At 37.2% G+C, this 22649-nt stretch carries 22 protein-coding genes and 2 other annotated features; of the genes, 19 read left to right on the top strand and 3 right to left on the bottom strand.

From position 1 onward, the window contains the following. Nucleotides 1-24: 24 nt before the first annotated feature. From ACFX4G_RS07270 to ACFX4G_RS07345, 16 genes are all read left to right on the top strand, one after another. Complete coding sequence (locus tag ACFX4G_RS07270) at nucleotides 25-1545, top strand: M81 family metallopeptidase (RefSeq protein WP_377573596.1); 1521 nt, start codon at nucleotides 25-27, stop codon at nucleotides 1543-1545. Beyond that, on the top strand, nucleotides 1533-2012 hold the full coding sequence (locus tag ACFX4G_RS07275; protein ID WP_097823403.1) for a GNAT family N-acetyltransferase: 480 nt from the start codon (nucleotides 1533-1535) through the stop codon (nucleotides 2010-2012). Before ACFX4G_RS07270 ends, ACFX4G_RS07275 begins: the two co-directional genes overlap by 13 nt. Nucleotides 2013-2054: 42 nt before the next feature. Beyond that, nucleotides 2055-3464: a lysine 2,3-aminomutase gene (kamA, locus tag ACFX4G_RS07280; RefSeq protein WP_028408513.1), complete on the top strand. Its 1410-nt coding sequence runs from the start codon at nucleotides 2055-2057 to the stop codon at nucleotides 3462-3464. A 2-nt stretch (nucleotides 3465-3466) separates the two neighbouring features. After that, nucleotides 3467-3745, top strand: coding sequence for a YokU family protein (locus ACFX4G_RS07285; protein WP_013057076.1), 279 nt, complete (start codon nucleotides 3467-3469; stop codon nucleotides 3743-3745). A 101-nt stretch (nucleotides 3746-3846) separates the two neighbouring features. After that, a complete protein-coding gene (locus tag ACFX4G_RS07290) occupies nucleotides 3847-5328 on the top strand; it encodes an amino acid permease (RefSeq protein WP_377573600.1) in 1482 nt (493 codons plus the stop codon). Nucleotides 5329-5566: 238 nt separating this feature from the next. Further along, nucleotides 5567-6313 carry an MBL fold metallo-hydrolase gene (locus ACFX4G_RS07295; RefSeq protein WP_043982499.1) on the top strand — a complete coding sequence of 249 codons (747 nt, stop codon included), beginning with the start codon at nucleotides 5567-5569 and terminating at the stop codon, nucleotides 6311-6313. A 66-nt stretch (nucleotides 6314-6379) separates the two neighbouring features. Beyond that, nucleotides 6380-6637, top strand: coding sequence for a SunI/YnzG family protein (locus tag ACFX4G_RS07300; RefSeq protein ID WP_043982500.1), 258 nt, complete (start codon nucleotides 6380-6382; stop codon nucleotides 6635-6637). A 39-nt stretch (nucleotides 6638-6676) separates the two neighbouring features. Continuing rightward, nucleotides 6677-7138, top strand: coding sequence for a GNAT family N-acetyltransferase (locus tag ACFX4G_RS07305; protein ID WP_377573603.1), 462 nt, complete (start codon nucleotides 6677-6679; stop codon nucleotides 7136-7138). Between the two features lie 190 nt (nucleotides 7139-7328). Beyond that, nucleotides 7329-8501 carry an iron-containing alcohol dehydrogenase gene (locus tag ACFX4G_RS07310; RefSeq protein WP_377573606.1) on the top strand — a complete coding sequence of 391 codons (1173 nt, stop codon included), beginning with the start codon at nucleotides 7329-7331 and terminating at the stop codon, nucleotides 8499-8501. 181 nt (nucleotides 8502-8682) lie between these two features. Next, nucleotides 8683-9888 carry an MFS transporter gene (locus ACFX4G_RS07315; protein WP_097823398.1) on the top strand — a complete coding sequence of 402 codons (1206 nt, stop codon included), beginning with the start codon at nucleotides 8683-8685 and terminating at the stop codon, nucleotides 9886-9888. 143 nt (nucleotides 9889-10031) lie between these two features. Then, the gene (locus ACFX4G_RS07320; RefSeq protein WP_377573609.1) at nucleotides 10032-10367 is read left to right on the top strand and encodes a hypothetical protein; all 336 of its coding nucleotides are present in this window, start codon (nucleotides 10032-10034) and stop codon (nucleotides 10365-10367) included. Nucleotides 10368-10675: 308 nt separating this feature from the next. Further along, the gene (locus ACFX4G_RS07325; protein WP_377573612.1) at nucleotides 10676-11938 is read left to right on the top strand and encodes an ATP-grasp domain-containing protein; all 1263 of its coding nucleotides are present in this window, start codon (nucleotides 10676-10678) and stop codon (nucleotides 11936-11938) included. Between the two features lie 15 nt (nucleotides 11939-11953). Then, nucleotides 11954-12514, top strand: coding sequence for a type 2 periplasmic-binding domain-containing protein (locus tag ACFX4G_RS07330; RefSeq protein ID WP_377573615.1), 561 nt, complete (start codon nucleotides 11954-11956; stop codon nucleotides 12512-12514). Nucleotides 12515-12546: 32 nt separating this feature from the next. Beyond that, nucleotides 12547-13485, top strand: a complete 939-nt coding sequence (locus ACFX4G_RS07335) for a DMT family transporter (protein ID WP_016764143.1) — start codon at nucleotides 12547-12549, stop codon at nucleotides 13483-13485. Between the two features lie 27 nt (nucleotides 13486-13512). Continuing rightward, on the top strand, nucleotides 13513-14748 hold the full coding sequence (locus ACFX4G_RS07340; RefSeq protein WP_377573617.1) for a DUF6421 family protein: 1236 nt from the start codon (nucleotides 13513-13515) through the stop codon (nucleotides 14746-14748). Between the two features lie 15 nt (nucleotides 14749-14763). Beyond that, on the top strand, nucleotides 14764-16065 hold the full coding sequence (locus ACFX4G_RS07345; protein ID WP_377573620.1) for a valine--pyruvate transaminase: 1302 nt from the start codon (nucleotides 14764-14766) through the stop codon (nucleotides 16063-16065). Between the two features lie 164 nt (nucleotides 16066-16229). Here ACFX4G_RS07345 and ACFX4G_RS07350 read toward each other — a convergent pair whose 3' ends face one another. Together ACFX4G_RS07350 and rpsN are read right to left on the bottom strand one after the other, a co-directional pair. Next, nucleotides 16230-16622, bottom strand: a complete 393-nt coding sequence (locus tag ACFX4G_RS07350) for a (2Fe-2S) ferredoxin domain-containing protein (RefSeq protein ID WP_377573623.1) — start codon at nucleotides 16620-16622, stop codon at nucleotides 16230-16232. Between the two features lie 90 nt (nucleotides 16623-16712). Further along, nucleotides 16713-16982: a 30S ribosomal protein S14 gene (gene rpsN, locus ACFX4G_RS07355; protein ID WP_047750950.1), complete on the bottom strand. Its 270-nt coding sequence runs from the start codon at nucleotides 16980-16982 to the stop codon at nucleotides 16713-16715. A 260-nt stretch (nucleotides 16983-17242) separates the two neighbouring features. On the opposite strand from rpsN, the gene ACFX4G_RS07360 reads away from it, so the two are divergent. The 3 genes from ACFX4G_RS07360 (at nucleotide 17243) to thrS (ending at nucleotide 22104) form a co-directional block, all read left to right on the top strand. After that, nucleotides 17243-17701 (top strand): cell wall hydrolase, encoded by a 459-nt coding sequence (locus tag ACFX4G_RS07360; protein WP_377573626.1) that lies wholly within the window; start codon nucleotides 17243-17245, stop codon nucleotides 17699-17701. Nucleotides 17702-18207: 506 nt separating this feature from the next. Continuing rightward, nucleotides 18208-19950, top strand: coding sequence for a sulfatase family protein (locus tag ACFX4G_RS07365; protein ID WP_377573629.1), 1743 nt, complete (start codon nucleotides 18208-18210; stop codon nucleotides 19948-19950). A gap of 389 nt (nucleotides 19951-20339) precedes the next feature. Then, nucleotides 20340-20566: a binding site (T-box leader), on the top strand. 39 nt (nucleotides 20567-20605) lie between these two features. Next, nucleotides 20606-20834: a binding site (T-box leader), on the top strand. Nucleotides 20835-20886: 52 nt separating this feature from the next. Beyond that, nucleotides 20887-22104 carry a threonine--tRNA ligase gene (gene thrS / locus ACFX4G_RS07370; RefSeq protein WP_377573632.1) on the top strand — a complete coding sequence of 406 codons (1218 nt, stop codon included), beginning with the start codon at nucleotides 20887-20889 and terminating at the stop codon, nucleotides 22102-22104. Between the two features lie 170 nt (nucleotides 22105-22274). Here the strand turns inward: thrS and ACFX4G_RS07375 are convergent, their stop codons facing one another. Next, on the bottom strand, nucleotides 22275-22478 hold the full coding sequence (locus ACFX4G_RS07375; RefSeq protein ID WP_243405956.1) for a hypothetical protein: 204 nt from the start codon (nucleotides 22476-22478) through the stop codon (nucleotides 22275-22277). Nucleotides 22479-22649 lie beyond the last annotated feature (171 nt).

Below are 22649 nucleotides of genomic sequence, written 5' to 3' on the forward strand. Positions count from 1 at the left end.
CACCTTAGCGAAAAGGAGGAGCACATGTCTTCATATCGCATTGGCATTGCCTTTTTTTATCATGAATCTCACAGCTTTAGTCCATTAAAAACAGAAATAGAACACTTTGTACAAGAAGGCTATTTTGTTGGAACGGAAATATATAAAGCATACTCAGGAACCAAAACAGAAGTAGGGGGATTTTTAGATGTATTAAAGCAAGAGAAGCAAATAGAAATCGTTCCCCTTGTTTGTGCAGCTGCGGTTCCATCTGGGATTGTATCTTCTGAAGCTTATCACATAATTGAAAAGCAAATGTTGCACTCACTTACTCATGCGGGGCCGCTAGATGGTTTGTTAATCGCTTTGCACGGCGCAATGGTAGTAGAGCATCTTTTCGATCCTGAAGCTCATTTGTTAAGTCAGATAAGAAGCTGCATAGGAAGCAACGTTCCCATTGCTACTACGCTCGATATGCACGCAAATATCAGTGAAGATATGCTTACGTACACGCCGCTTCATTTTGGTTTTAAAACATATCCTCATGTTGATATGTACGAACAAGGAGTGAACGCTGCGCGAGCGCTTTTAACACAAGTAAAAGAAAGCGCTATCTATTATGCATCTTTAAAAAAATTGCCTATGCTTTTGCCGTCGATTAATATGCGAACCGCAGAAGGGCCGATGAAAAAAATGATTGATCTTGCTAAGCAAGCCGAGCAAGAAGCAGACGTATACAATGTTTCCATTTTTGGGGGCTTTCCGTATTCTGATATTCCAATTGCCGGAGCAAGCGTGCTCGTAACAGCTTTGAATCCTGAAACGGCAGAAAAAACAGCAAAGAGACTAGCTTCTCAGTTTTGGAGTATAAAAGAAGATTTTATCATGGATTTGCCTACCGTTGAAGAAGGTCTGCAAACAGCGTTAAAACGATCAAACGAACAGCCAATTGTGCTCGCTGATATAGCGGACAATCCTTTAAGCTGCGGAAGCGGCGATACAACAGAGCTTTTGGAATACATGCTGAAGCTAGATATGCCGGGGACACTATTTGGAGGTCTTTATGACCCTGAATCTATTAAACAATGCGTGCAAGCAGGAGTTGGGAATTACGTCTCTCTTTCCTTAGGAGGAAAAGTTTCTCCTGAGTTCGGAAAGCCCGTTGAAGTTGAAGCAAAGGTCATTGGCTTATCAGAAGGTGAATTTTACAATTCGGGACCGTTTAATCAGCATTTGAAAGTAAATGTAAAAGGTGCAGCTCATATTCGAGTAGGAGAATTGGATATTTTGTTGATTGGAAGGCCGGTATCAGCAAACGATCCTGAACTTTTTCGCCATATCGGTATCGAGCCAGCGACGAAAAAAATCATTGGTTTAAAAGCTAAAAATCATTTCAGAGCCGCTTTTGAACCGCTTGTAGGATCTATCATCTATGTGGATGCTCCGGGCGTAGCATCAAATCGCTTAACGACCTTTAATTATCAGCACATTTCAAAACCAATTTGGCCGCTGCAAGATGTCAAATATGAAAGTGAAAAAAGGAGGAAAGAAAAATGGATGCATTAAAAGAGCAGTACTATATCGAAGTGCCAGAATCGTTAAATCCTGAACAGCAAAAGATGATGATTGAACTGGAAAAAGATGCGTTTCCGGGCATGGGAGCCGTTGATGAACAGACGCTTGTACCTTTAGCCCGCTACGGCAAGCTCATTCAATATTTCCAGGAAAATGACGCAAGGCCAATTGCCATTTGCGAGCTGCTTCGAGATTACAAAGATATCACAAAAGCTTATATCTTTGGTTTCTACGTCCGCTCTGATAAACAAGGAAGCGGAATTGGACAGCTGTTTTTAGAAGAAATATTTTCGGTTCTACAAAAAGATAATTTCGAAAGCGTTTGTTTGACTGTAAATGTAAAAAATGAAGGGGCTGTGAAGCTGTATAAAAAAATGGGCTTTACCATTAAAGAAACGCGAGCAGGAGAGTTTGGCGAAGGAGAAGATCGCTATTATATGGTGCGGTCAATTTCTTAGTAGAACATCTATTCAAAAAATGAACTTTGGAGGGAATATAAAATGAAAAATACATTATATAAAGCAAGCAGACACTGGAAAGAAATCGAGCTTTGGAAAGATGTAACGGACGAGCAGTGGAACGACTGGGTATGGCAGCTGACAAACACGATTAAAACATTGGAAGATTTAAAGAAAGTGATCAATTTAACACCTCAAGAAGAAGAAGGCGTTAAAATTGCAACCAAAACGATTCCGTTAAATATCACTCCTTATTACGCATGGTTAATGGATGAGAACGATCCGAAATGTCCAATCAGAATGCAGTCCGTTCCTATTTCAGAAGAACTGCATAAAACAAGGTATGATTTAGAAGATCCGCTTCACGAAGATGAAGATTCACCGGTTCCTGGCTTAACGCACCGTTATCCCGACCGCGTGCTGTTTTTAGTTACAAATCAATGCTCTATGTACTGCCGCTACTGTACAAGAAGACGTTTTTCAGGACAAATTGGCATGGGCGTTCCAAAAAAACAGCTGGATACAGCTATTAATTACATTGCAGCCAACCCTCAAATCCGTGATGTATTAATTTCCGGAGGAGACGGCCTATTAATCAATGACAATATTTTAGAATATATTTTGAAAAATTTGCGCGATATTCCGCACGTAGAAATTATTCGTATCGGTACAAGAGCACCGGTGGTGTTCCCGCAGCGCATTACAGAAAACCTGTGCAATATCTTGAAGAAATATCATCCGGTTTGGCTAAATACGCATTTTAACACATCAATTGAAATTACAGAAGAATCAAAGCGTGCTTGTGAAATGCTTTCGAACGCAGGAGTTCCAGTTGGAAACCAAGCGGTTATTTTAGCCGGAATTAACGACAGCGTGCCAATCATGAAGCAGCTTATGCATGATTTAGTAAAAATTCGCGTGCGTCCTTATTACATTTATCAATGTGATTTATCAGAAGGAATCGGCCATTTCCGTGCGCCGATCAGTAAAGGGCTAGAAATTATGGAAGGACTTCGCGGCCATACGTCCGGCTATGCAGTTCCTACGTTTATCGTGGATGCTCCTGGAGGAGGCGGTAAAATTCCGCTGCAACCAAACTATATTATTTCTCAAAGCTCCAATAAAGTGGTGCTTCGAAACTTTGAAGGTGTTATTACATCTTATCCGGAGCCGCAAAATTACCAAAGTGGAAGCGCAGAAGAATTTTATAAAAAAGTATATCCTGAAGTATTTGAAAAATTTGAAAGCAACGGTGTTCTTTCGATTATTGATGATACAAAGTTCAACTTAACACCGGAAGGTCTAAACCGTCTTGACCGCCGGAAAACGTATGACCAAAATCCAGAGCATAGCTCTTTAAAAGACAAGCGTGAAAAGCGCGATCAATTAAAAGAGAAAAAATTTGAAACGCAAATGAAAAAATACGAAACGGCGGGAGCGAAGGAGGAATAATATTGAAATGTCAATGGTGCGAATCCTATGAAGCGAAAGAGACGGATGCAACAGTTTATTGGGAGCTTCCTGACGGCACAAAAGCTATAGAAATTAAAGAGACGCCTTCCATTACATGTTCAGAATGCGGCATTACGTATCAAACAGATGAAACGGTTGGACACATTGAAGATCAACTGTTTTTAATCAACACCTCTGCCTTAGAAAAAAGTGTAACGTACGAACAGCTTATGAGCCTGCCTCGTCTATTAAAACGAAACTACTTTGATTTTTCAAAGTAAGCAATGAAGGGTCCATCTCCTGCTTTTTGTGGGAGATGGATATTCTTATACGCTTTACGTTAAACATGTGCGCATAGTTCATTTATAAAGGTGGGATAAGTATGGAAGCGGTCGATATAAATCGTAATGAAGAAGAAAAAAAGCAGGACGATAAGCATATAAAACGCCATTTAAAAGCACGCCATATGACCATGATTGCCATTGGAGGGTCAATCGGAACAGGCTTATTTCTAGCTACCGGATCATCCATCCAAACTGCTGGACCTGGAGGAGCGCTGATTGCTTACGGGGCCATTGGAATTATGGTTTACTTTCTCATGACTAGTCTTGGAGAAATGGCCACGTTTATGCCGGTATCAGGTTCTTTTTCAACGTACGCCAGTCATTATGTAGACCCAGCTCTTGGCTTTGCGCTCGGCTGGAACTATTGGTTTAACTGGGCTGTTACGCTCGCTGTAGAAATAGCTGCTTCTGCTATTATTATGAAGTTTTGGTTCCCTGATGTGCCAAGTATTATCTGGAGTGCTTTGTTTTTAGGCTTAATTTTTTCACTTAATTTCCTATCTGTAAAAAGCTATGGAGAATCTGAATATTGGTTTGCTCTCGTAAAAGTAGTAACCATCATTGTGTTTATCGGAGTGGGCCTTCTGACCATATTTGGCATTTTCGGCGGTGAATATATCGGTTTTAAAAACTTTACATTAGAAGAAGCGCCGGTCAACGGCGGATTTCTGTCCGTACTAAGCATTTTCTTTATCGCGGGATTTTCTTTTCAAGGTACAGAGCTAGTCGGCATTGCGGCTGGGGAAAGTGAAAACCCTCAAAAAAATATACCAAAAGCCATTCGCCAAGTCTTTTGGCGCATCCTTCTATTTTATATTGCAGCCATTGCTGTAATTGGGCTCATCATTCCTTACACAAGTCCATCTCTTCTAGGAGGAGATGTGGATAACATTGCTGTTAGTCCATTTACGCTTGTTTTTGAAAAAGCAGGAATTGCTGCAGCTGCTTCAGTGATGAATGCTGTTATTCTTACCTCGGTTTTATCAGCCGGAACTTCTGGCTTATATGCTTCTACGCGAATGTTGTGGTCCATGGCAAATGAAGGGCAAGCGCCTAAAGCGCTTCGAAAAATTAATCGTCGAGGAATTCCAGTAAACGCGCTTGTTTTAACCACTATCATTGGCGGTCTTGCCTTTTTAACATCAATTTTTGGCGATCAAATGTATATGTGGCTTTTAAACGCTTCAGGCATGAGCGGATTTATTGCGTGGATTGGTATTGCCATCAGCCACTATCGTTTCCGAAAAGCATATGTTGCTTCAGGACGGGATATAAATGAACTGGCGTATAAAGCAAAATGGTTTCCTCTAGGTCCTGTTCTTGCATTTGGAATGTGCCTCATCGTTATTCTAGGACAGAATTATCAAGCGGTACTTTCCGACAAAATTGATTGGTACGGCTTGACGGTCTCATACATCGGTCTGCCTCTCTTTTTAGCGACGTGGTGGGGATATAAAATAGCAAAGAAAACCAAGGTTGTACCTTTGCATGAATGTATCCGAAGAGACGATAAGAAATAAAAAAGCTATACGGCTAACGATAAGTAAAAAAGGTGAACCTTGGACAACAAGGTTCACCTTTTTATTTATAAAAATCTATCATAATAAGTTTTATTTTATAGATATCATAGCATAAAAAGTGATTTTTTTCCAGTCTGGTTTTTATTTTGTTTATTGATAAAATTCAAGAATACCACTGCATGCTAAGCGATTATGGAGGTTGAAAATCTTTGTACTTTAATAAGAAAAGGGGTTTGTAATGAGAATTTCTGCAGGTGTTGAAATGCTACAGTTGACTGCCAGAGCTTTTGACCAAAATATAATATTAAATCCTACGTTAGTTTGGAATAACGATGAAGCTATTCTAATTGATACAGGAATGCCTGGGCAAACCGATCAACTGAAAGAGGCCTTGAGTGAATTGAATATATCTATTGAACAGCTAAAAGTAATTCTTCTAACGCATCAAGATCTAGATCACATAGGATGTGCGACTGATATACGAAAAAAATCAAATGAAAATATCATCGTATATGCTCATGAATTTGATAAGCCGTATATTGAAGGGAAACTTCCACTTATTAAAACGAATGCGAGTCGAATGAGTAACGAAGAACTAGCAGCTATACCTGATGAAATAAAATCTTTTTATAAAAACCCTCCAAAAGTTGACGTAGATATAGTATTAAAAGGGAGTCAAATGCTCCCATACTGTGAAGGCATTGAACCGATTTTTACCCCTGGACATACGCCTGGGCATGTAAGTTTTTATTTAAGAAAATCAAAAACACTGGTTGCTGGAGATGCTTTAGTGTTGGCAAATGGACGATTAATGGGACCTGTTAAACAAACGACCTTAAATATGGACCAAGCAGTTCAATCACTCGAAAAATTCTTACACTACGACATTGAGCATGTTATTTGTTACCATGGAGGTTATTTTCAAGGCTGTCCGAAAGAAGCAATTTTAAGGATAAAAGAACACATTGCACAGGGAGAAAGTTAAGGGGAAATGAACTTGTTTTTTGCTAGAAGAAGGAAGGGGAAATAGAAACCAAAGGGGATGTATAAAATGTTTACACCAACTATCAGTGTCCGAAAAATAAATGATAATCTCATTATAAAATGGCAGCTTTCACACTTTACGATTCCGTTAGAAGACATTCTTGAAGTAACGGAAGATGACACGTACGGAGGCAAAGAAGTAAACGCCATTCGAATTGGCCCTCCGTACGGAACGACTGACCGCATCTTTATAAAAACGACCAATAAAAACTATCTGTTATTTACCTCAAACGCACCGGCTATATTAAACGAAATAAATTCATAACGATCATTACTAAATACGAGATATATAGGAGAGAAAAAATTGAAGATTAGCCGTACTTTCGATACTGGTAAAATTGCCAAGCTTAATCAGTCTGTTCATCAACTGCATGTAGAATTATACCCCGAGCGCTTTCAAACATATGATTTTCAGAAGATACATGAATTTTTTAAGAAAGTGATGAAAGACGATAGATCTATCTTCCTTTTAGGAGAAGACGAAGGTCAGCATGTGGGATTCGCTTGGCTGGAAATAAAGCATTATTCAGAGACAGTGTTTAAAAAGACTTACAAGTCAATTTATGTTCATCAAATAAACATCGCAGAACCCTACAAAAACAAAGGGTTTGGTTCAAGTTTAATGAAAGAAATTTATAGCATTGCTCGTACAAACGACATCAATACAATTGAGTTAGATTATTGGAATGATAATACGATTGCCGAAAGCTTTTACGAAAAAGAAGGATTTGTTACGTATAGAAAAATGGCTTATAAAGAACTTTAAAGAGAGCATTTACTTGCTCTCTTTTTTATATCTAAGAAGCCATTTTCTTCATTTTAATTACTCAATAAAATAAAGTACGCGATATGAGAACTTAACTCTTGAAAAATTTTTGTTTTACATTTATACTTACATTCTTGTTCGCGTAATGCGACAACTCACTTTATATTCAACTAGGAGGTATACAGATAGTATGGAAAATTTCATTTATCATAATCCCACAAAATTAATCTTCGGAAAAGATCAGCTTCAAGCATTATCAGAAGAGCTCCCGAAATACGGAAAAAATATTTTGCTTGTTTACGGCGGAGGAAGCATTAAGAAAAACGGTTTATACGATCAAGTTCTTACGCTGTTAAAAGAGTTAAACGTAAACATAAATGAGTTAGCGGGCGTAGAGCCAAATCCTCGACTATCTACGGTACGAAAAGGAATTGAAATTTGCCGAAATGAAAACATTGACTTCATGTTAGCAGTCGGCGGAGGAAGCGTTATTGACTGCACAAAAGCAATCGCTGCCGGAGCTGAGTATGAAGGAGACGTCTGGGATATTATTAACAAAAAAGTAACGGCTACAAAAGCACTGCCGTTCGGAACGGTATTAACATTGGCAGCAACAGGTTCTGAAATGAATCCTGATTCTGTTATTACGAATTGGGAAACAAATGAAAAATACGTTTGGGGAAGCGCCGTTACGCATCCTGTATTTTCTATATTAGATCCTGTGAACACGATGTCTGTTCCTAGAGATCAAACTATCTACGGCATGGTAGACATGATGAGTCATGTGTTTGAACAATATTTCCATAACGTGAAAAACACGCCTTTACAAGATCGTATGTGCTATTCTGTATTACAAACAGTAATTGAAACAGCACCAAAATTACTAGAAGATCTGCAAAGCTACGAGCACCGCGAAACGATTTTATATTCCGGAACAATCGCGCTAAACGGAACACTTCAAATGGGCTACTTTGGCGATTGGGCTTCACATACAATTGAACACGCGGTATCAGCGGTATATGACATTCCTCATGCAGGCGGTTTAGCAATCCTATTCCCAAATTGGATGCGACACGTTGTAGATCAAGATGTAACTCGTATGAAGCGTGTAATGACAAGCATGTTCGATATTGAAACTGCAGGTAAAAGCGACAAAGAAATTGCATTAGAAGGAATCGATAAGTTAAGCGCTTTTTGGTCAAGCCTTGGTGCACCTTCTCGCTTAGCAGATTACGATATCGGAGAAGAGAGACTAGACGAAATTGCTGGAATTGCTGCTCGTGAAATGGCGTACGGAGGTTTCGGTAACTTTAAAAAACTAAATAAAGATGATATTTTAGCTATTTTAAAAGCGTCACTGTAAAGTGAAAAACAAAAAAGAAGGAGACATCTGTCTTCTTCTTTTTGTTTTATCTTATAAATGACTGGAAATTAAGTAGAATAGGAAGAATGGTTTTTTTCTCAAATTTCAGTTAACAACTAAAGGAAAAGCTTTATAATTAAGTACAGAAAGAAAGTTTTAGAGAATTTAAGGGAGTGGGAAGATGAAAAAGTTTGCGCTAGCTTCATATGCGCTTTATTTGCTGGGCGGATTAGTCATTACAGCTGTAGGGTCCGTCTTACCGCAATTGTTAACACATTATCATGTGTCCTATACAGTTGGCGGACAGCTTGTATTATTAGGTTCTTTAGGATTTTTGATAGGAGTTCCGCTATCTTCTTTTCTATTAGGACGCTTTAGAGAAATGAATTTACTTACAGTTTCCGCACTAATGATAGCGTTATCACAAATAGGTATGCTTTTATTGCCTCCATTTGAGTGGATTATTGCATTCAATTTTTTAAACGGTATTGGTGTAGCCGCATTGGAAGTAGTTGTAGCTACTTTAATGATGGAAGTATTTATCGGTAGAAGAGCTATTGTTATGAGCTATTTAGAAGTATCATTTGGTCTAGGTGCGCTGTTGATGCCGTTAGTAGCTAGCTTATTGATTTCACAGAACAGCTGGAGGTTTTCATTTTTTATAACGAGTGTACTAGCTTTACTAATGGTTGTGGTCTGTAAAATGATTTCTTTTAAAAAAGAGACTGTTTTAACTTCAGAAAGTGATGCTTCAGACGCCAACTCAGAACCTGCGCCTGTGCTTGCTAAAAAACATAGATGGAAAATACTTGCTCTTTTTAGTGTGATGATTTTTATGTACGCCGGAGTAGAAAGCAGTATGAATAATTTTCTTTCGTCTATTTTTATCGCGTATCTAGATGTAATCCCGTCACAGGCTACTTTGAGCATAAGCGTTTTTTGGGTGGCTATGCTAATAGGACGAGTGGCTACTGGATGGATTATTCGAATCGTTACATATGAACGTTATCTTTTTGGCAGCATTGGAGGAACAATTGTGAGTTTAGTGCTGTTTATTGTGTTAAAAGAAGCAGTAGCAGGCTATATTTTATTAGGATTTTTAGGGCTTGCCATGTCAGGTATCTATTCGATAACGATGGTATATGCTAATCATACGTTTACTGGATCTGCTCGTATTGTAACAAGTTTAATTACTGGTTTTTCAGGGCTTGGAGGAGCTATTTTTCCTGCACTTATTGGCTTTACTATGGACGTAAGCGGAATTACCTCAGCACTTTGGTACATAACAGCTTTTGCATGTTTATATCTTTTGGCGCTTTGCATTATTTTTTTCGTTCAGCGTGATGCAAAACAAAAAACTAATAATCATTTGCAGACTATGAAATAAATGCTACGTCAAAAAAAGAAGTAAATTATAAGTTCACTTCTTTTTCTTTTTATTTTCTCTTTCGTTATAGTAAACAAAAAGGGTTCACATAAATTCAAACAAGAAAGTGAAAAATGGATATATCTATGAAAAAGGAGCGCAATATGAAAGAAGTGAAGTTTAACTCAAAGGACATCTTGAGTCAAAAACAAGAAAATGTTCAAATTATAAAAGCAGAAAACGTGCAGCCTCAACAAGCACGTGAAACGTTGGATAAACATTTGCTCCTTCTTCACCGTACCACTAAGCCTGTTGTGATTCAAGAAACAGTAGCAGACAGCTTTCATGGAGGAGTAGCTTTTAAAAATGATATTAACTTTATTCCTGCTGGAGCTGACAGCACTTGCGAATGGAAAGAACCGCTATCTTTTTTGCGTGTTGAGTTAGATCCTCAAACCGTTAAAGAAATAGCTGATAAAGAAAACTTATTTTGTAAATGATAAGTATCTATTTTAATAAAAAATATAAAAAAGAAAGGTTGAATCTATGTCGACCTTTCTTTTTTATAGAAAAATTCTCATTAAATTTTTTAAACAATATCTTTATAATCAAATAGCAAAATTTCTGCTTTTAGTTTCGATTTAGTATTAACTCTATAAACCCATTCTTTTCTTTACTTTTTACTAATATATTAAATATTCTATATATTCCTAATGTTATATAAAATTAAATTGACAAATATATGAAGCGGTCATTAGAATTTAGTCATCGAACAGTGAAGAGCTGTTTAAAAGTAGGGGGGAAGTAAATGCCGTTACAAAATAAGCATCTAGCAGTTGTGTTACAAAATACATATTTACCGTTTATTTTTGAAGAAGCAGAAGCTCTCGGAATTAAATTGACGTTTTTTTATAACCAAGAAGAAGTAGAACCTAAGCATCTTAAAAACGTACAAAATTTCATACCCATTGATTTATTTCACACCCCAGACAAAACTCTTGAGATTATTAAAGCAGAGCATCACAAAAATCCTTTTGACGGCATTATGACATTATATGAGCCTGCATTAGAGGTTGTATCTCAGCTGACAGAAGAGTTAAACTTACCGGGCTTATCACCGTTTGTGATTAGTAACTGTCGAAACAAGCAGAAGATGAGAGAGGTTTTAAAAGATAATGATCTTAACACTCCGTATTTTAAAGAGGTTGAAAATACGGAGGAATTAAAGAATCTTTCACTGCCTTATCCTGTCGTAGTAAAACCTTCTAACGGATTTTCCAGTCAAGGTGTATCACGAGCGAATAATAAAAAGGAACTGATTGACAGCATAGAAAAAGTGAGACGCGTAAATGAAGAAGACCTAAGCAAATTCACAAAAAATAAAACGGGCATGGTAATTGAACAATTTATAGACGGACCAGAGTTTGCTATTGAAACGTTTTCTGTAGAAGGAGAAGTTTATGTACTTTCTATAGGTTATAAAGGAAATTCCAAAGGACCTTTCTTTGAAGAAGGTGTTTACATAGCTCCAGCTCAGCTAGAAGAAAACGTTTGGCAATCTATTGCACAAGAAGCAGCTAGAGCAACAAATGCTTTAGGAATTGAGAATGGCCCGGCTCATATTGAATTACGCCTGGACCCAGCAGGAAAACCTTATGTAATTGAAATAGGAGCGCGCATTGGAGGATCTGGGATTTCTCATTATATCGTAAAGGAAAGTACAGGTATTAACTATATGGAGCTAGTTTTTTACTATGTATTAGGGTTAAAACCTCCTGTATTAAAAAATGAAAGAAAACGAAAGAAAGTGGTGGGCAACTACATTATCCCTGTGCAAGGCCATGGGATTTTTAAAGAAATTCGAGGCTTAGAAGACGTGCGCAGAGATACTGAAGTAAAAAGAGTTATTCAATTTATAACTGAAGGGACAGACATTTTACCATATCCGCACTTTTCAGGGTACCCTGGATTTATTTTAACCACTCATGACTCTTATTCCGACTGTGAGCAGTATTACAGCTATTTAGATAACAAAGTAAAAATCGTTTATAAAAATAAAGTAAACGCATAGGGGGTATCAAAGGCTATGATAGTTGCAGAGTCGTCTAGTAAGAAAAATAAGCAGCTTCAAAAAATTAGCATTATCCATACCTTAGGGCCTGAAGGAACAAATTGTGAAAAAGCAGGCTATCTGTGGTTCGAACGCCAAAGCATACAAGGTCAGGTCTTTTTGCATCAAACGTTGGAAGAAGCTTTAGTTCATGTGAAAGAAACAGAGAGTTCTGCTCTTCTAGGCTGCGCAGTATATCCTTACTTACATGATATTGTGTTCAAAAATTTAACTAGTTTAGAGCTAGTAGATAGCTTTATTATGCCAACGTATAACATGGTGCTTGCCTCAAAAGAAGAGGTGATAACAACCAATAACCTGTTAATTGCTTCACATCCTGCCCCTGTTGATTTAGCTCATTCCATGAGTCCCAATGTTCAGTTAGTAAATAGTAATGCTCAAGCGGCGATTGATTGCTTAGAAGGAAAGGTAGACGCATGTATTACAACGAGTAAAGCCGCTAACGAGCAGGGGTTAACAGTTTTAAAAGATTTTGGAGAAGTGCCGATGTGTTTTACGCTCCACGGAAGAAAATAGGCTTAACTTTAAAAAAGAAATAAGGTGAAACAGTGATTTCTAAATTAACCCGTATTCATGTACATCTTTTGTTCTGTCTATTAGCCGTCATCGGGGGAACGACATGGGCTTTTCAAAAGACTGGATTAAAGGATAGCTTGCCTCTATGGTCAGCAGGTATGAGGTTTTTAATTGCTAGTTTAATAATTGCCCTCTACCTCTTACTCACAAAAAAAATGGCCGTTTCAAAAGAAGTAGTAATCATTTCAGCATTAAACGGAATTTTGTACTTTGCTCTACCGTTTGGTTCTGTTTATTGGGCATCCGTTTATTTGCCAAGCGGGCTTGTTTCCGTTTTAGCTGCCAGCATTTCAGTGTTTGCTCTTTTATTTAATCGCTTATTTAAAGGAACACCCGCTACAAAAGGACAAAAGCTAGGTGTAGTCATGTGCTTAATTGGTATGAGCGTTGTATTTGGAAATCAGCTGTTTATACAGGGAAATGTGATTCAAATAGTAGCCATGATCGTCATTTTAATGGCTATGCTAGGTTCTGCTTTTATAACTGTTCAAGTTCAATCTCGCATAAAATCCTTGCCTATTATGACCTTTAATTCTTTTTCGATGCTAAGTGGAGGCGCTTGTTTACTGATTGTTAGTCTATTTGTAGAAAATGGAAACCGCACTTTCTCTGGGATTAGTCTTATCTCATTATTATACTTGGCCATTATAGGGTCGGTCGTGGGGTTTTCTATTAATATTTATTTATTAAAAAAATGGCATATATCAAAAGCAACGGCGCATTTATTTATTTCACCGGTTATCGCCTTATATGTAGGATTTGTCTTTTTAGGTGAAACATTAAACAAACAGGTCTATATAGGTACAGCGTTTGTAATAGCAGGGGTTATATTTATTAACTTGAAAAAGCAAATAGAGAAAAACACAAATAATTCTACTCTTAAATCATCTAAAAATATTTCTGCTAAGTAGCTGTTCTAAAAAAGGAGGGTTTTAATCATGTTAACAAAAAATCATACTCAAAGTTTAGTGGAGTTATTAAACGATAAAATAGTACCTTCTCTATATGAGATAAGAAAATATCAGGGCCCAAATGGAGAGGTCAAAAGAAATTACGAAAAAGCTAGAGAGCTCTTATTAAAAGTAGTTGCTGAAACTGAAACAATATATAACTCTTTAAATTTAACTGAAGTATGGAATGCATTAAAAAATGACGTATGTGATTGGATTGAAAGAGGACTCGATCAAGCTCCTTATTTTGATCAAACGCTAATTGCTTATAGCCCGCCTGCAAACGGGGAGGCGACGTTCTTTTTAGGACCGATTGTAACGCCTAATGGCCCTACAAAAAGAGGATTTTATTTAGAAGCCTTTATCGCTGTGCGCGATGAACCTGAAATCATGAAATCCATCGAAGCAGACCTTCCTCATCCTAAAAATGGGTGTGAATCTTTAAAGCTGTTGGCTGGTACTCAAGGATTTATGGAAGGGAAGTGTATTGTATTTTTCCCTGAGAATGTAAAAACAAAAGAAAAGGTAACAAGTCAAAACTTCGCGATATTTTTCTTTAATAAATTTCACAGCATATACAATGATGATACATTAAAAAGAGCGTATTCTATCTTTCCTGATTTTAACTTTAAATCTCATACTATGAATAGAGAAGACACCTATCAGGCAAGGGTAATCTGGGGATATCTGCATGATTATTACCATCACTGCGGAAATAAACCTTTTGATCAACATATACAGGCAAAAATGAATTTTTTTGCAGGCATACTGGAAGAAGTTAAAGTAGACTGTCAGACTGTGCTGACTCTTCATAAAAGAAAATATCCTTTTTGGGAAGAGATAACAGAATTTGTTCTCTTTGAACGACTTTTAAGATACCCTATCCAGCATAATGCACCCCGAAACTTTGATTCTGGAACAGGATTTTTTCTTTTTAGCTGGTTAGTTGCAAATGGGCATTCAATATCCCGAAAAGGAGACCATGCTTATTTAGATTTAGACATATGCTTAAAAGAACTGGATCTTTTAGTAAAAGAAATTGAAGAACTTGAAACGGTTCAAAGTGACTCTGACTATAAAGAAAAAGCTGAACATTATGTTCAAAAATACTTATTGCCTAGTGAGAACGGTGATAAATTTACTATTCCGGACAAGTACTTTATTAATCAGCAAAATAAAAAGATTGAAGTTCCATACTTACTATTCGATGACCATAATCTCTAAGGAGAAGATGCACTAATGAATGCTTTGCATTTAAGTAAAATAGGAAACAAAATGACTAATAAAGTAGGCGTTCGCGCTATTATGCATGACATCCAAGAAGTGCTGAATTCTGATCTCAATCAATATGTGAATTTAAGCGCTGGCAATCCTGCCATACTCCCTCAAGTTTATGAAATGTGGGAAAAAGCTTTAAGAGATATTGTGAACGACAAACAACTAAAGAATTTGATTAGCCAATATGGTTCTAGTTACGGTACGCATGAATTAATTGATTGCATAAGAGAGTACTTCTTTAGGAATTATCGTATTGAGCTGGACAGAGAACAAGTCTTGATTACTTCAGGAAGTCAAAATCTGTTTTTTTTAGCTATAAATTCATTTTGCGGTACAAGTAAAGAAGGAAGAGTTAAAAAAGCATTAATACCTATGCTGCCGGATTACGCTGGGTACAGCGGAGTGGCACTAGAGGAAGCTACAATAGAAGGAATTCCTCCTATCGTCTCAAAGCTTGATCATCATACGTTTCGTTATGAATTTAACAAACAGGCATTCAAAGATAAAATAGCACAGGACCCAGATATCGGAGCTGTCGTATTATCAAGACCTAATAATCCAAGCGGCAACATTCTTTCAAAAGAAGCCGTATACTTTATATCCCAAGTATGCAAGGACTATCACATTCCATTGCTAATTGATTCAGCGTACGCACCTCCTTTTCCGGCTATGAACTTTGTTGAAATGAATCCAATTATACATGACAACATCATTCACTGCATGAGTCTTTCTAAAGCCGGATTGCCTGGAGAGAGAATAGGAATTGCTATAGGAAAAAGTGACTTCATAAAAGTAATGGAAGCATTTCAATCAAATATTTTGATTCACTCTTCTAGGTTAGGTCAGCGGATGGTGGTTAACACCTTAAAGAACGGAAAGTTACCTGAAATTTCAGCTAACTATATAAGAACTCATTATAAACAAAAACATGACTATTTAAAAAATCTTTTAACTACACATATGCCGGATGATATTCCTTGGTATTTACATAAAGCGGAAGGTTCGTTGTTTGGTTGGCTTTGGTTAGAAGGTTTGCCTTTCAGTGATAACGATCTATACAATAAATTAAAAGCAGAAAACTTGATTGTAGTACCAGGCGGATCATTCTTTCACGGCAACCGGTCTTGTCCTCACAACCAGGAGTGCATTCGCATAAGTCTTACTGCTACAGATGAGGAGTTAAAGAAAGGAATTGATATTCTTTCGTCAGTAGTCAAGAAAGTATACAGTTCAGATTTTATATGTGAAACAGAAAAAATCTAATTTCTTAAAGGTTTAGAGGTAAAAAAAGCCGACCCGGTTGCTAGGGCCGGTTTTTTTGTTTAGATTAAGCGATAGGCACATTAGAGAAAACAAATAGACATTTTTAATGATGTTTCTCTTTTAGTTGGTTAACTTTATAAAGACCAGGATTTCACCGTTGTAAATTAAAGTTTTTTAGATACTTTGATGACGGTTTCTTTTTGTTTTGAGATACCTTTAATAGTACCTTCTGTTCGCTGGAAACCTTCTCCGCAAAAAGTATGGCTTGTTTTTTGGACAAAAAGTTGATCTGCCTTTAGAGAGTTAATAAGCTCTTGTGCATCATCAGGTTTCATATCTTTATACCAAATACCGTCTGGGTAGGAAATGACGACGCATTTATCATGGCATCTTCCATTACATCGAGTGCGAGTCGTATGTATGTATTCGTCCATCTCTTGATTAGCTATCTCAGTTCGAATCGCTTGTGTAACTTCTTCGGCTCCAGCTCGATTGCAGCTACTTCCATTGCAAATGAGAACGTGATGTTTCGTTGTACCTAAGTTCCATGTAGCCATGTTGATCCCTCCTATTAAAAGTAATGATTACGATTTATGACGTATACTGATTCCTTTTTAGCAAAGAGGGCCCTTTACCTCATTAGAATTTTACCAGCTTGATTTTTTCACCCCAGGAAGCTGTCCCTTGTGAGCGAGTTCTCTAAATGCAATTCGCGAAAGCTTAAATTTACGTAAATATCCACGAGGTCTTCCCGTTACTTCACAGCGATTATGCAAGCGAGTAGAAGAAGAGTCTCTAGGAAGCTTTCGTAGTTCATTATAATTTCCTTGTTCCTTTAACTGTTTTCTTAACTCAGCATATTTTTCGACAAGTGCTTGTCGGTGCTTTTCTTTTGCTATTTTTGATTTTTTAGCCAAATAATCAATCCTTTCTTAAAGTCCTTCTTGAAAATCGTAATCATTACTATTTATATTTTTATATCATAAACCACTAAAGAATGAAATGCAACTCATATTTAATCAGTAAAGTTATATTTTTATATGCTGAAAAATAGTTAAAAAAATACGATAATATACAATTTTTTTTGGAACTGGATAATTTTTTGCAATGAAAGACTCCTATATTTCTGCTAGCATATGAACCACGTCAAGAAATAGCAAGGAGGCTTTTTATTTTTATGATAAAGAAACTAGTGATTGCTATAGCAATGCTTATCCCAAGTTTTGGTGCAGGTTACTCAGCATTTGCAGCAGCGCCCGCTCATGAACAGCACGTTCAAGTAAATAAAAATAATAAAGAATTATTAGCTCGTCTTGTATCAGCTGAAGCCAAAGGAGAGCCTTATGCAGGCAAAGTAGCCGTGGCGACAGTTGTATTAAATAGAGTCGACAGCAGCAAATTCCCAGACACTGTAAAAGGCGTTATTTATCAAAAAGGTCAGTATAGTCCGGTCAGCAACGGTCAAATTAATAAACCTGCAGACAAAGATTCAAAAAAAGCTGTAGAAGAAGCAATTAACTTCCAAGGTCAAGGAAAAGGTTCATTATTCTTCTTTAATCCTGATAAAACGGGAGATCAATGGCTGCGCCAAAAACAAGAAACAATTAAAATAGGAAATCATGTATTTGCAAAATAATAAAAAAGCTAATGGCTAGCTGCGCGCTGCTATTAGCTTTTTTAGTTATGTAAATAAAATAAACAGTAGAATAATCTTTAAAATTAGAATTTCATGGTAAAACATAAAAAGTCATTCATAACTAAAAATATGAGGTGATAACGTGAAAGAGAATATGATGTTTGCTTGGATAGCTTCATGGTTAGCTCTTGCTGGTCAGCTCGTTTTTTTACGGGAGTAGCGCTTTTTACAGGGGATTGGCGCTACATGATGTGGAGTTTTATGATAAGTATAATTGTAGGTATACCTAGTATCATTAGCACCTATAAACGAAATCAGCAGCTAAAAGCTTACAAAAAATAAGGGATATCGTATTGAAACGAGTTATGAAAGACTTAGAGAAATCCTCCAAGTCTTTTTTTGTGTGGGTATAAAAAGACATGAACCGTACTCCGTTCTTCTAAAAAAAGTGCTTTTTACATAGTTTATCAATACAGAAAATTTGATAAACATGCGGAGGAATAACCATGCAGAAACAGCCTAATTTTTTGTTGATTATCGTGGACGAGGAGCGATTTCCACCCTTATATGAAAGTAAAGAACTAAAAAAGTGGAGAAAAAAACATTTAAAAGCACATGAATTTTTAAAACAGCATGGAACGGAGTTTACTCGTCACTACGTCGGTTCTACAGCTTGTTCACCAAGTCGAGCTACATTGTTTACAGGGCAGTATCCTTCCTTGCACGGAGTTACGCAAACGCAAGGTATCGCAAAGAAATCACAAGATCCTGATATGTTTTGGCTGCAGCCTAATACCGTCCCGACGATGGGAGAGTATTTTAAGAAGGCTGGGTATCAAACCTTTTATAAAGGAAAATGGCATATTTCTGATGAGAACATCTTAATTCCAGGAACACATGACGTTTTTTCTAGCTATCAGATGCAAACAGGAATACCGGATCCAGAGAAAGAAGGCCTTTATCAACGGGCTAATAAGCTTGAAAAGTTTGGTTTTTCAGGGTGGATTGGTCCGGAACCGGAAGGGAGAAATCCGCACAATTCCGGTTCATCTGCGGCCATTGGAGTGAGCGGACGAGACGAAATATATGCAGAGGAAATCATAGAGCTTATTCAACGATTAGAACATCAAGCGCCTGCGCAGCCTTGGCTCATGGTAGCTTCATTTGTGAACCCGCATGACATTGCGCTGTTCGGAGCGATTACCAAACACCTTCCTATGTTTCAGTTTTCTATTGATGAGACGATTCCAAACATCGATCCGCCACCTACCATTAGAGAACCTTTACAAACAAAGCCTAGCGCTCAAAGCAGCTATAAATACATCTATCCAAAAGCGCTGCAGCCAACCCCAAATTCTAGCTTCTACCGGCGCTTGTATTATCAGCTGCAAAAAAATGTTGATAAACAAATTTTAAAAGTTCTTCGGACCATGGAACAATCTTCGTTCTATGAAAATACAATTATTATTTTTACGTCTGATCACGGTGATTTGCTTGGAGCTCACGGGGGACTACATCAAAAATGGTACAACATGTATGAAGAATCTATTCACGTTCCGCTTCTCATTCATAACAAGCGTTTGTTTCCTAGTTATCAACGTACAGACACACTGACTAGTCACCTTGACTTGATCCCGACAATGCTTAGTTTAGCTAATATAGATGCTTCCGCTATTCAAAAGCAATTACAAAAAAGTCATACGGAAGTACATCCATTTGTTGGGCGAGACCTGTCAGGTATACTTCGAGGAGAAACGTGTGCTGAGCAAGAGGAAACAGCGATTTTCTTCATGACGGATGATGACCCGACAAAAGGACTTCACCAAACAAATTTTTTAGGAGAAAGCTACCCGTCAGTTGTTCAGCCTAATCACATTCAAGCGGTCATTGTCGAGTTTTCGTCAGCGGCAGGAAAGGAAATTTGGAAATACGCTCGCTATCATGATAATCTGCAATTTTGGTCAGCAGATGACGAAAAAGATGAATTCATTCACGGAGAGCAATATGAAGGTTACCCTGTGAGTTTTACTACCCTTAAAACAACCCGTGTTCCTGATCAAATTGAAATGTACAATTTGACCAAGGATCCGTTAGAAACAGTAAATCTGGCTCACCCGTATTTTTCGACAAATGAAACAAGGAAAATTCAGCGGCAGCTTGACGTTATTCTTAAAGAACAAGTCAGGAAAAAACGGATTTTTCCGCAAAGTGGAAGCATGCATGATGAGCTTTTGTCTAAAGATAGATAAAAATAGTTTCTATGGATTCAAGTCAGATATTTGCGTGAGCAGAAAAAGGTGTATTTAATATTTTAGTATATAAATTGAAAACCTGATGATGGTTGTGTTAGGTTACTTGTTCTGGTTTAGGGTAGTATTGGTTTCACTTCATTAATCCCGCTTAGATAAAACAAATAAGGACTTATAGCATCTTTCTTTTTCGCCTTTATTGTTATGAAAATAAGAATGAAATGTAGTCGTTAATAGTATAATAAAAAACTTTTTAAGTCCGTAGATTCTTAAGTAACTTTTCAAGAATTCAAGCATAAAGTAATTCTATACCATAAAAAAATAAAAAATTACTTCTTGACTTCTGTTAAATTTATACACTATAATCGCTTTTAACAACTAATAAACAGTATTTGGCAATGAAAAGGACACGAATTAGATGCTGTTTTCTTCGCAGAGAATAGGGTCACTGGCTGAGAGCCCTTAAGAAATCATCTAATTTACCACCTTAGAGCTATTGCAGGGAACGTGCATAACTGAAACTGCAATCGGTAAAACCGTTATCTTTTTTGAGCGTGAAATACGTATAGGTATTTCACGGAATTAGGGTGGTACCACGGCCGCATTCGTCCCTTCACTAGGGATGAGTGCGGCTTTTTATGTAGAAAAAATGAATATACAAGCAATGAAAAGGACATGAATCATTTTTGGATTTTCTTTACAGAGAGTAGGGTCACTGGCTGAGAACCCTTAGAAAACGAAATGAATTTACCACCTTGGAGCTGCGGCGGGGAATGTGTATACACTGAAACCGCAACCGGTAAAACCGTTATCTTTTTAAGCGTAAAATACGTATAAGTATTTTACGGAATTAGGGTGGTACCACGGCCGCATTCGTCCCTTTACTAGGGATGAGTGCGGTTTTTTGTTGAATAAAAACATATTGGAGGAATGAAGATGTCAAAACAAGTGGAAGTAGAAAAGCGAAATCATCAAAAGTTAGGTCAAGAACTAGAGCTGTTTATGTCGATGGAAGAAGCTCCTGGTATGCCATTTTTCTTACCTAACGGAATGATTATTCGAAATGAGTTAGAAAATTACTGGAAACAAAAGCATTATAAAGCAGGCTATCAAGAAATAAAAACACCCATCATGATGAAACAGGAGCTCTGGGAACAATCAGGGCACTGGGAGCACTATCATGAGAATATGTATTTTTCAAATGTTGACAAACAAAACTATGCGATTAAACCGATGAATTGTCCGGGAGCCATTTTATTGTTTAACAGCAAGCGAAGAAGCTACCGAGAACTTCCGATTCGATACGCAGAGCTTGGATTAGTTCATCGTCACGAGCTTTCTGGGTCTTTAAACGGATTGCTAAGAGTCCGTTCATTTACACAGGACGACGCTCATTTATTCGTAGAACTCAGTCAGATTGAAGCTGAGATTAGCCGCATCCTAGCGTTTATCCATGACTTTTACTCACATTTTGGCTTCAATTACAAAGTGGAGTTATCCACACGACCTGAAAAATTCATGGGAGATATTGAAACATGGAACCAAGCAGAAAAGTCGCTTCAATCTGTGTTAAGTGAAAAAGGCTTAGACTATCAGGTAAATGAAGGAGACGGAGCTTTTTATGGGCCGAAAATCGATTTTCATATTTTAGATTCCTTAGGTCGCAGCTGGCAGTGCGGAACAGTTCAGCTTGATTTCTTAATGCCGGAGAAGTTTGACTGTATGTATATTGGAGAAGACAATAAACCTCATCGTCCCGTAATGATTCACCGCGCTATATACGGATCAGTTGAGCGATTTATGGCCATCTTGATTGAACATTACGAAGGTCAATTTCCTCTTTGGTTGGCTCCTGTTCAATTTAAGCTTTTGCCTATTGCACCGCCGCACGTGGAATATGCATATAAAGTGAAGCACGAGCTGGAGTTAAAAGGGTATCGTGTTGAAGTAGATGATCGCATTGAAAAAATAGGGCTGAAAATTCGAGAAGCAGAAATGCTGAAAGTTCCTTATATGGCTGTGATAGGAGATAAAGAAGTGGAAAATGAATCGCTTGCTATGCGAAAGCACGGGAAGAAAAATATAGGAACAGTAAGTGTGGAAGAGGCAGCTGTACACTTGAATAAAGAAAAGAATTCAAACAGAGTGTATTGAAGCTATTTACCTTACTAAATAGAAAAATCCGATTTTTTAAGTCGGATAGTGATTCCCTTCATTTTGTCTCACACCAAAATGAAGGGAATATTGAACTAGAAGGGTATAAGATAATATATATCAGCAGTATAACTTTTGCCTTAGACAAACGCCGGTATTTTATAAAAAATTTATCTTATTCCATTCGAATCGTTTGTACGGGATGAAGCTGAAGCCTCACCTGATGGTTTGTTTATATTTTGCTGATCTCGCTTCTTTTTAGAAGGAGAGTAAAAAAGAAATTTAAACATAAAGTATACTCCTAATGCTAGTAAAATACAGCCAATAAGTAAGTTAATCATCTTTCTCCGCCCTTCATACACTTCAGTTTTCATCATTATAACACCCGGTAAGATAAAACATTCATCGTTCTGTAAATAATCTCTATGTCAGGAATTTATATCTGAAGATAGTTAGTGAAAAAAGTTATCTAAAAACATGTAAAATAATTTTTCAGAATATTATTTTTATTCAAACTTATTATACGTAAGCACAATGATAATCTC

The sequence above is a fragment of the Priestia sp. YIM B13486 genome (assembly GCF_042787865.1).
In the GTDB taxonomy this organism is placed as follows: Bacteria; Bacillota; Bacilli; order Bacillales; family Bacillaceae_H; genus Priestia; species Priestia megaterium.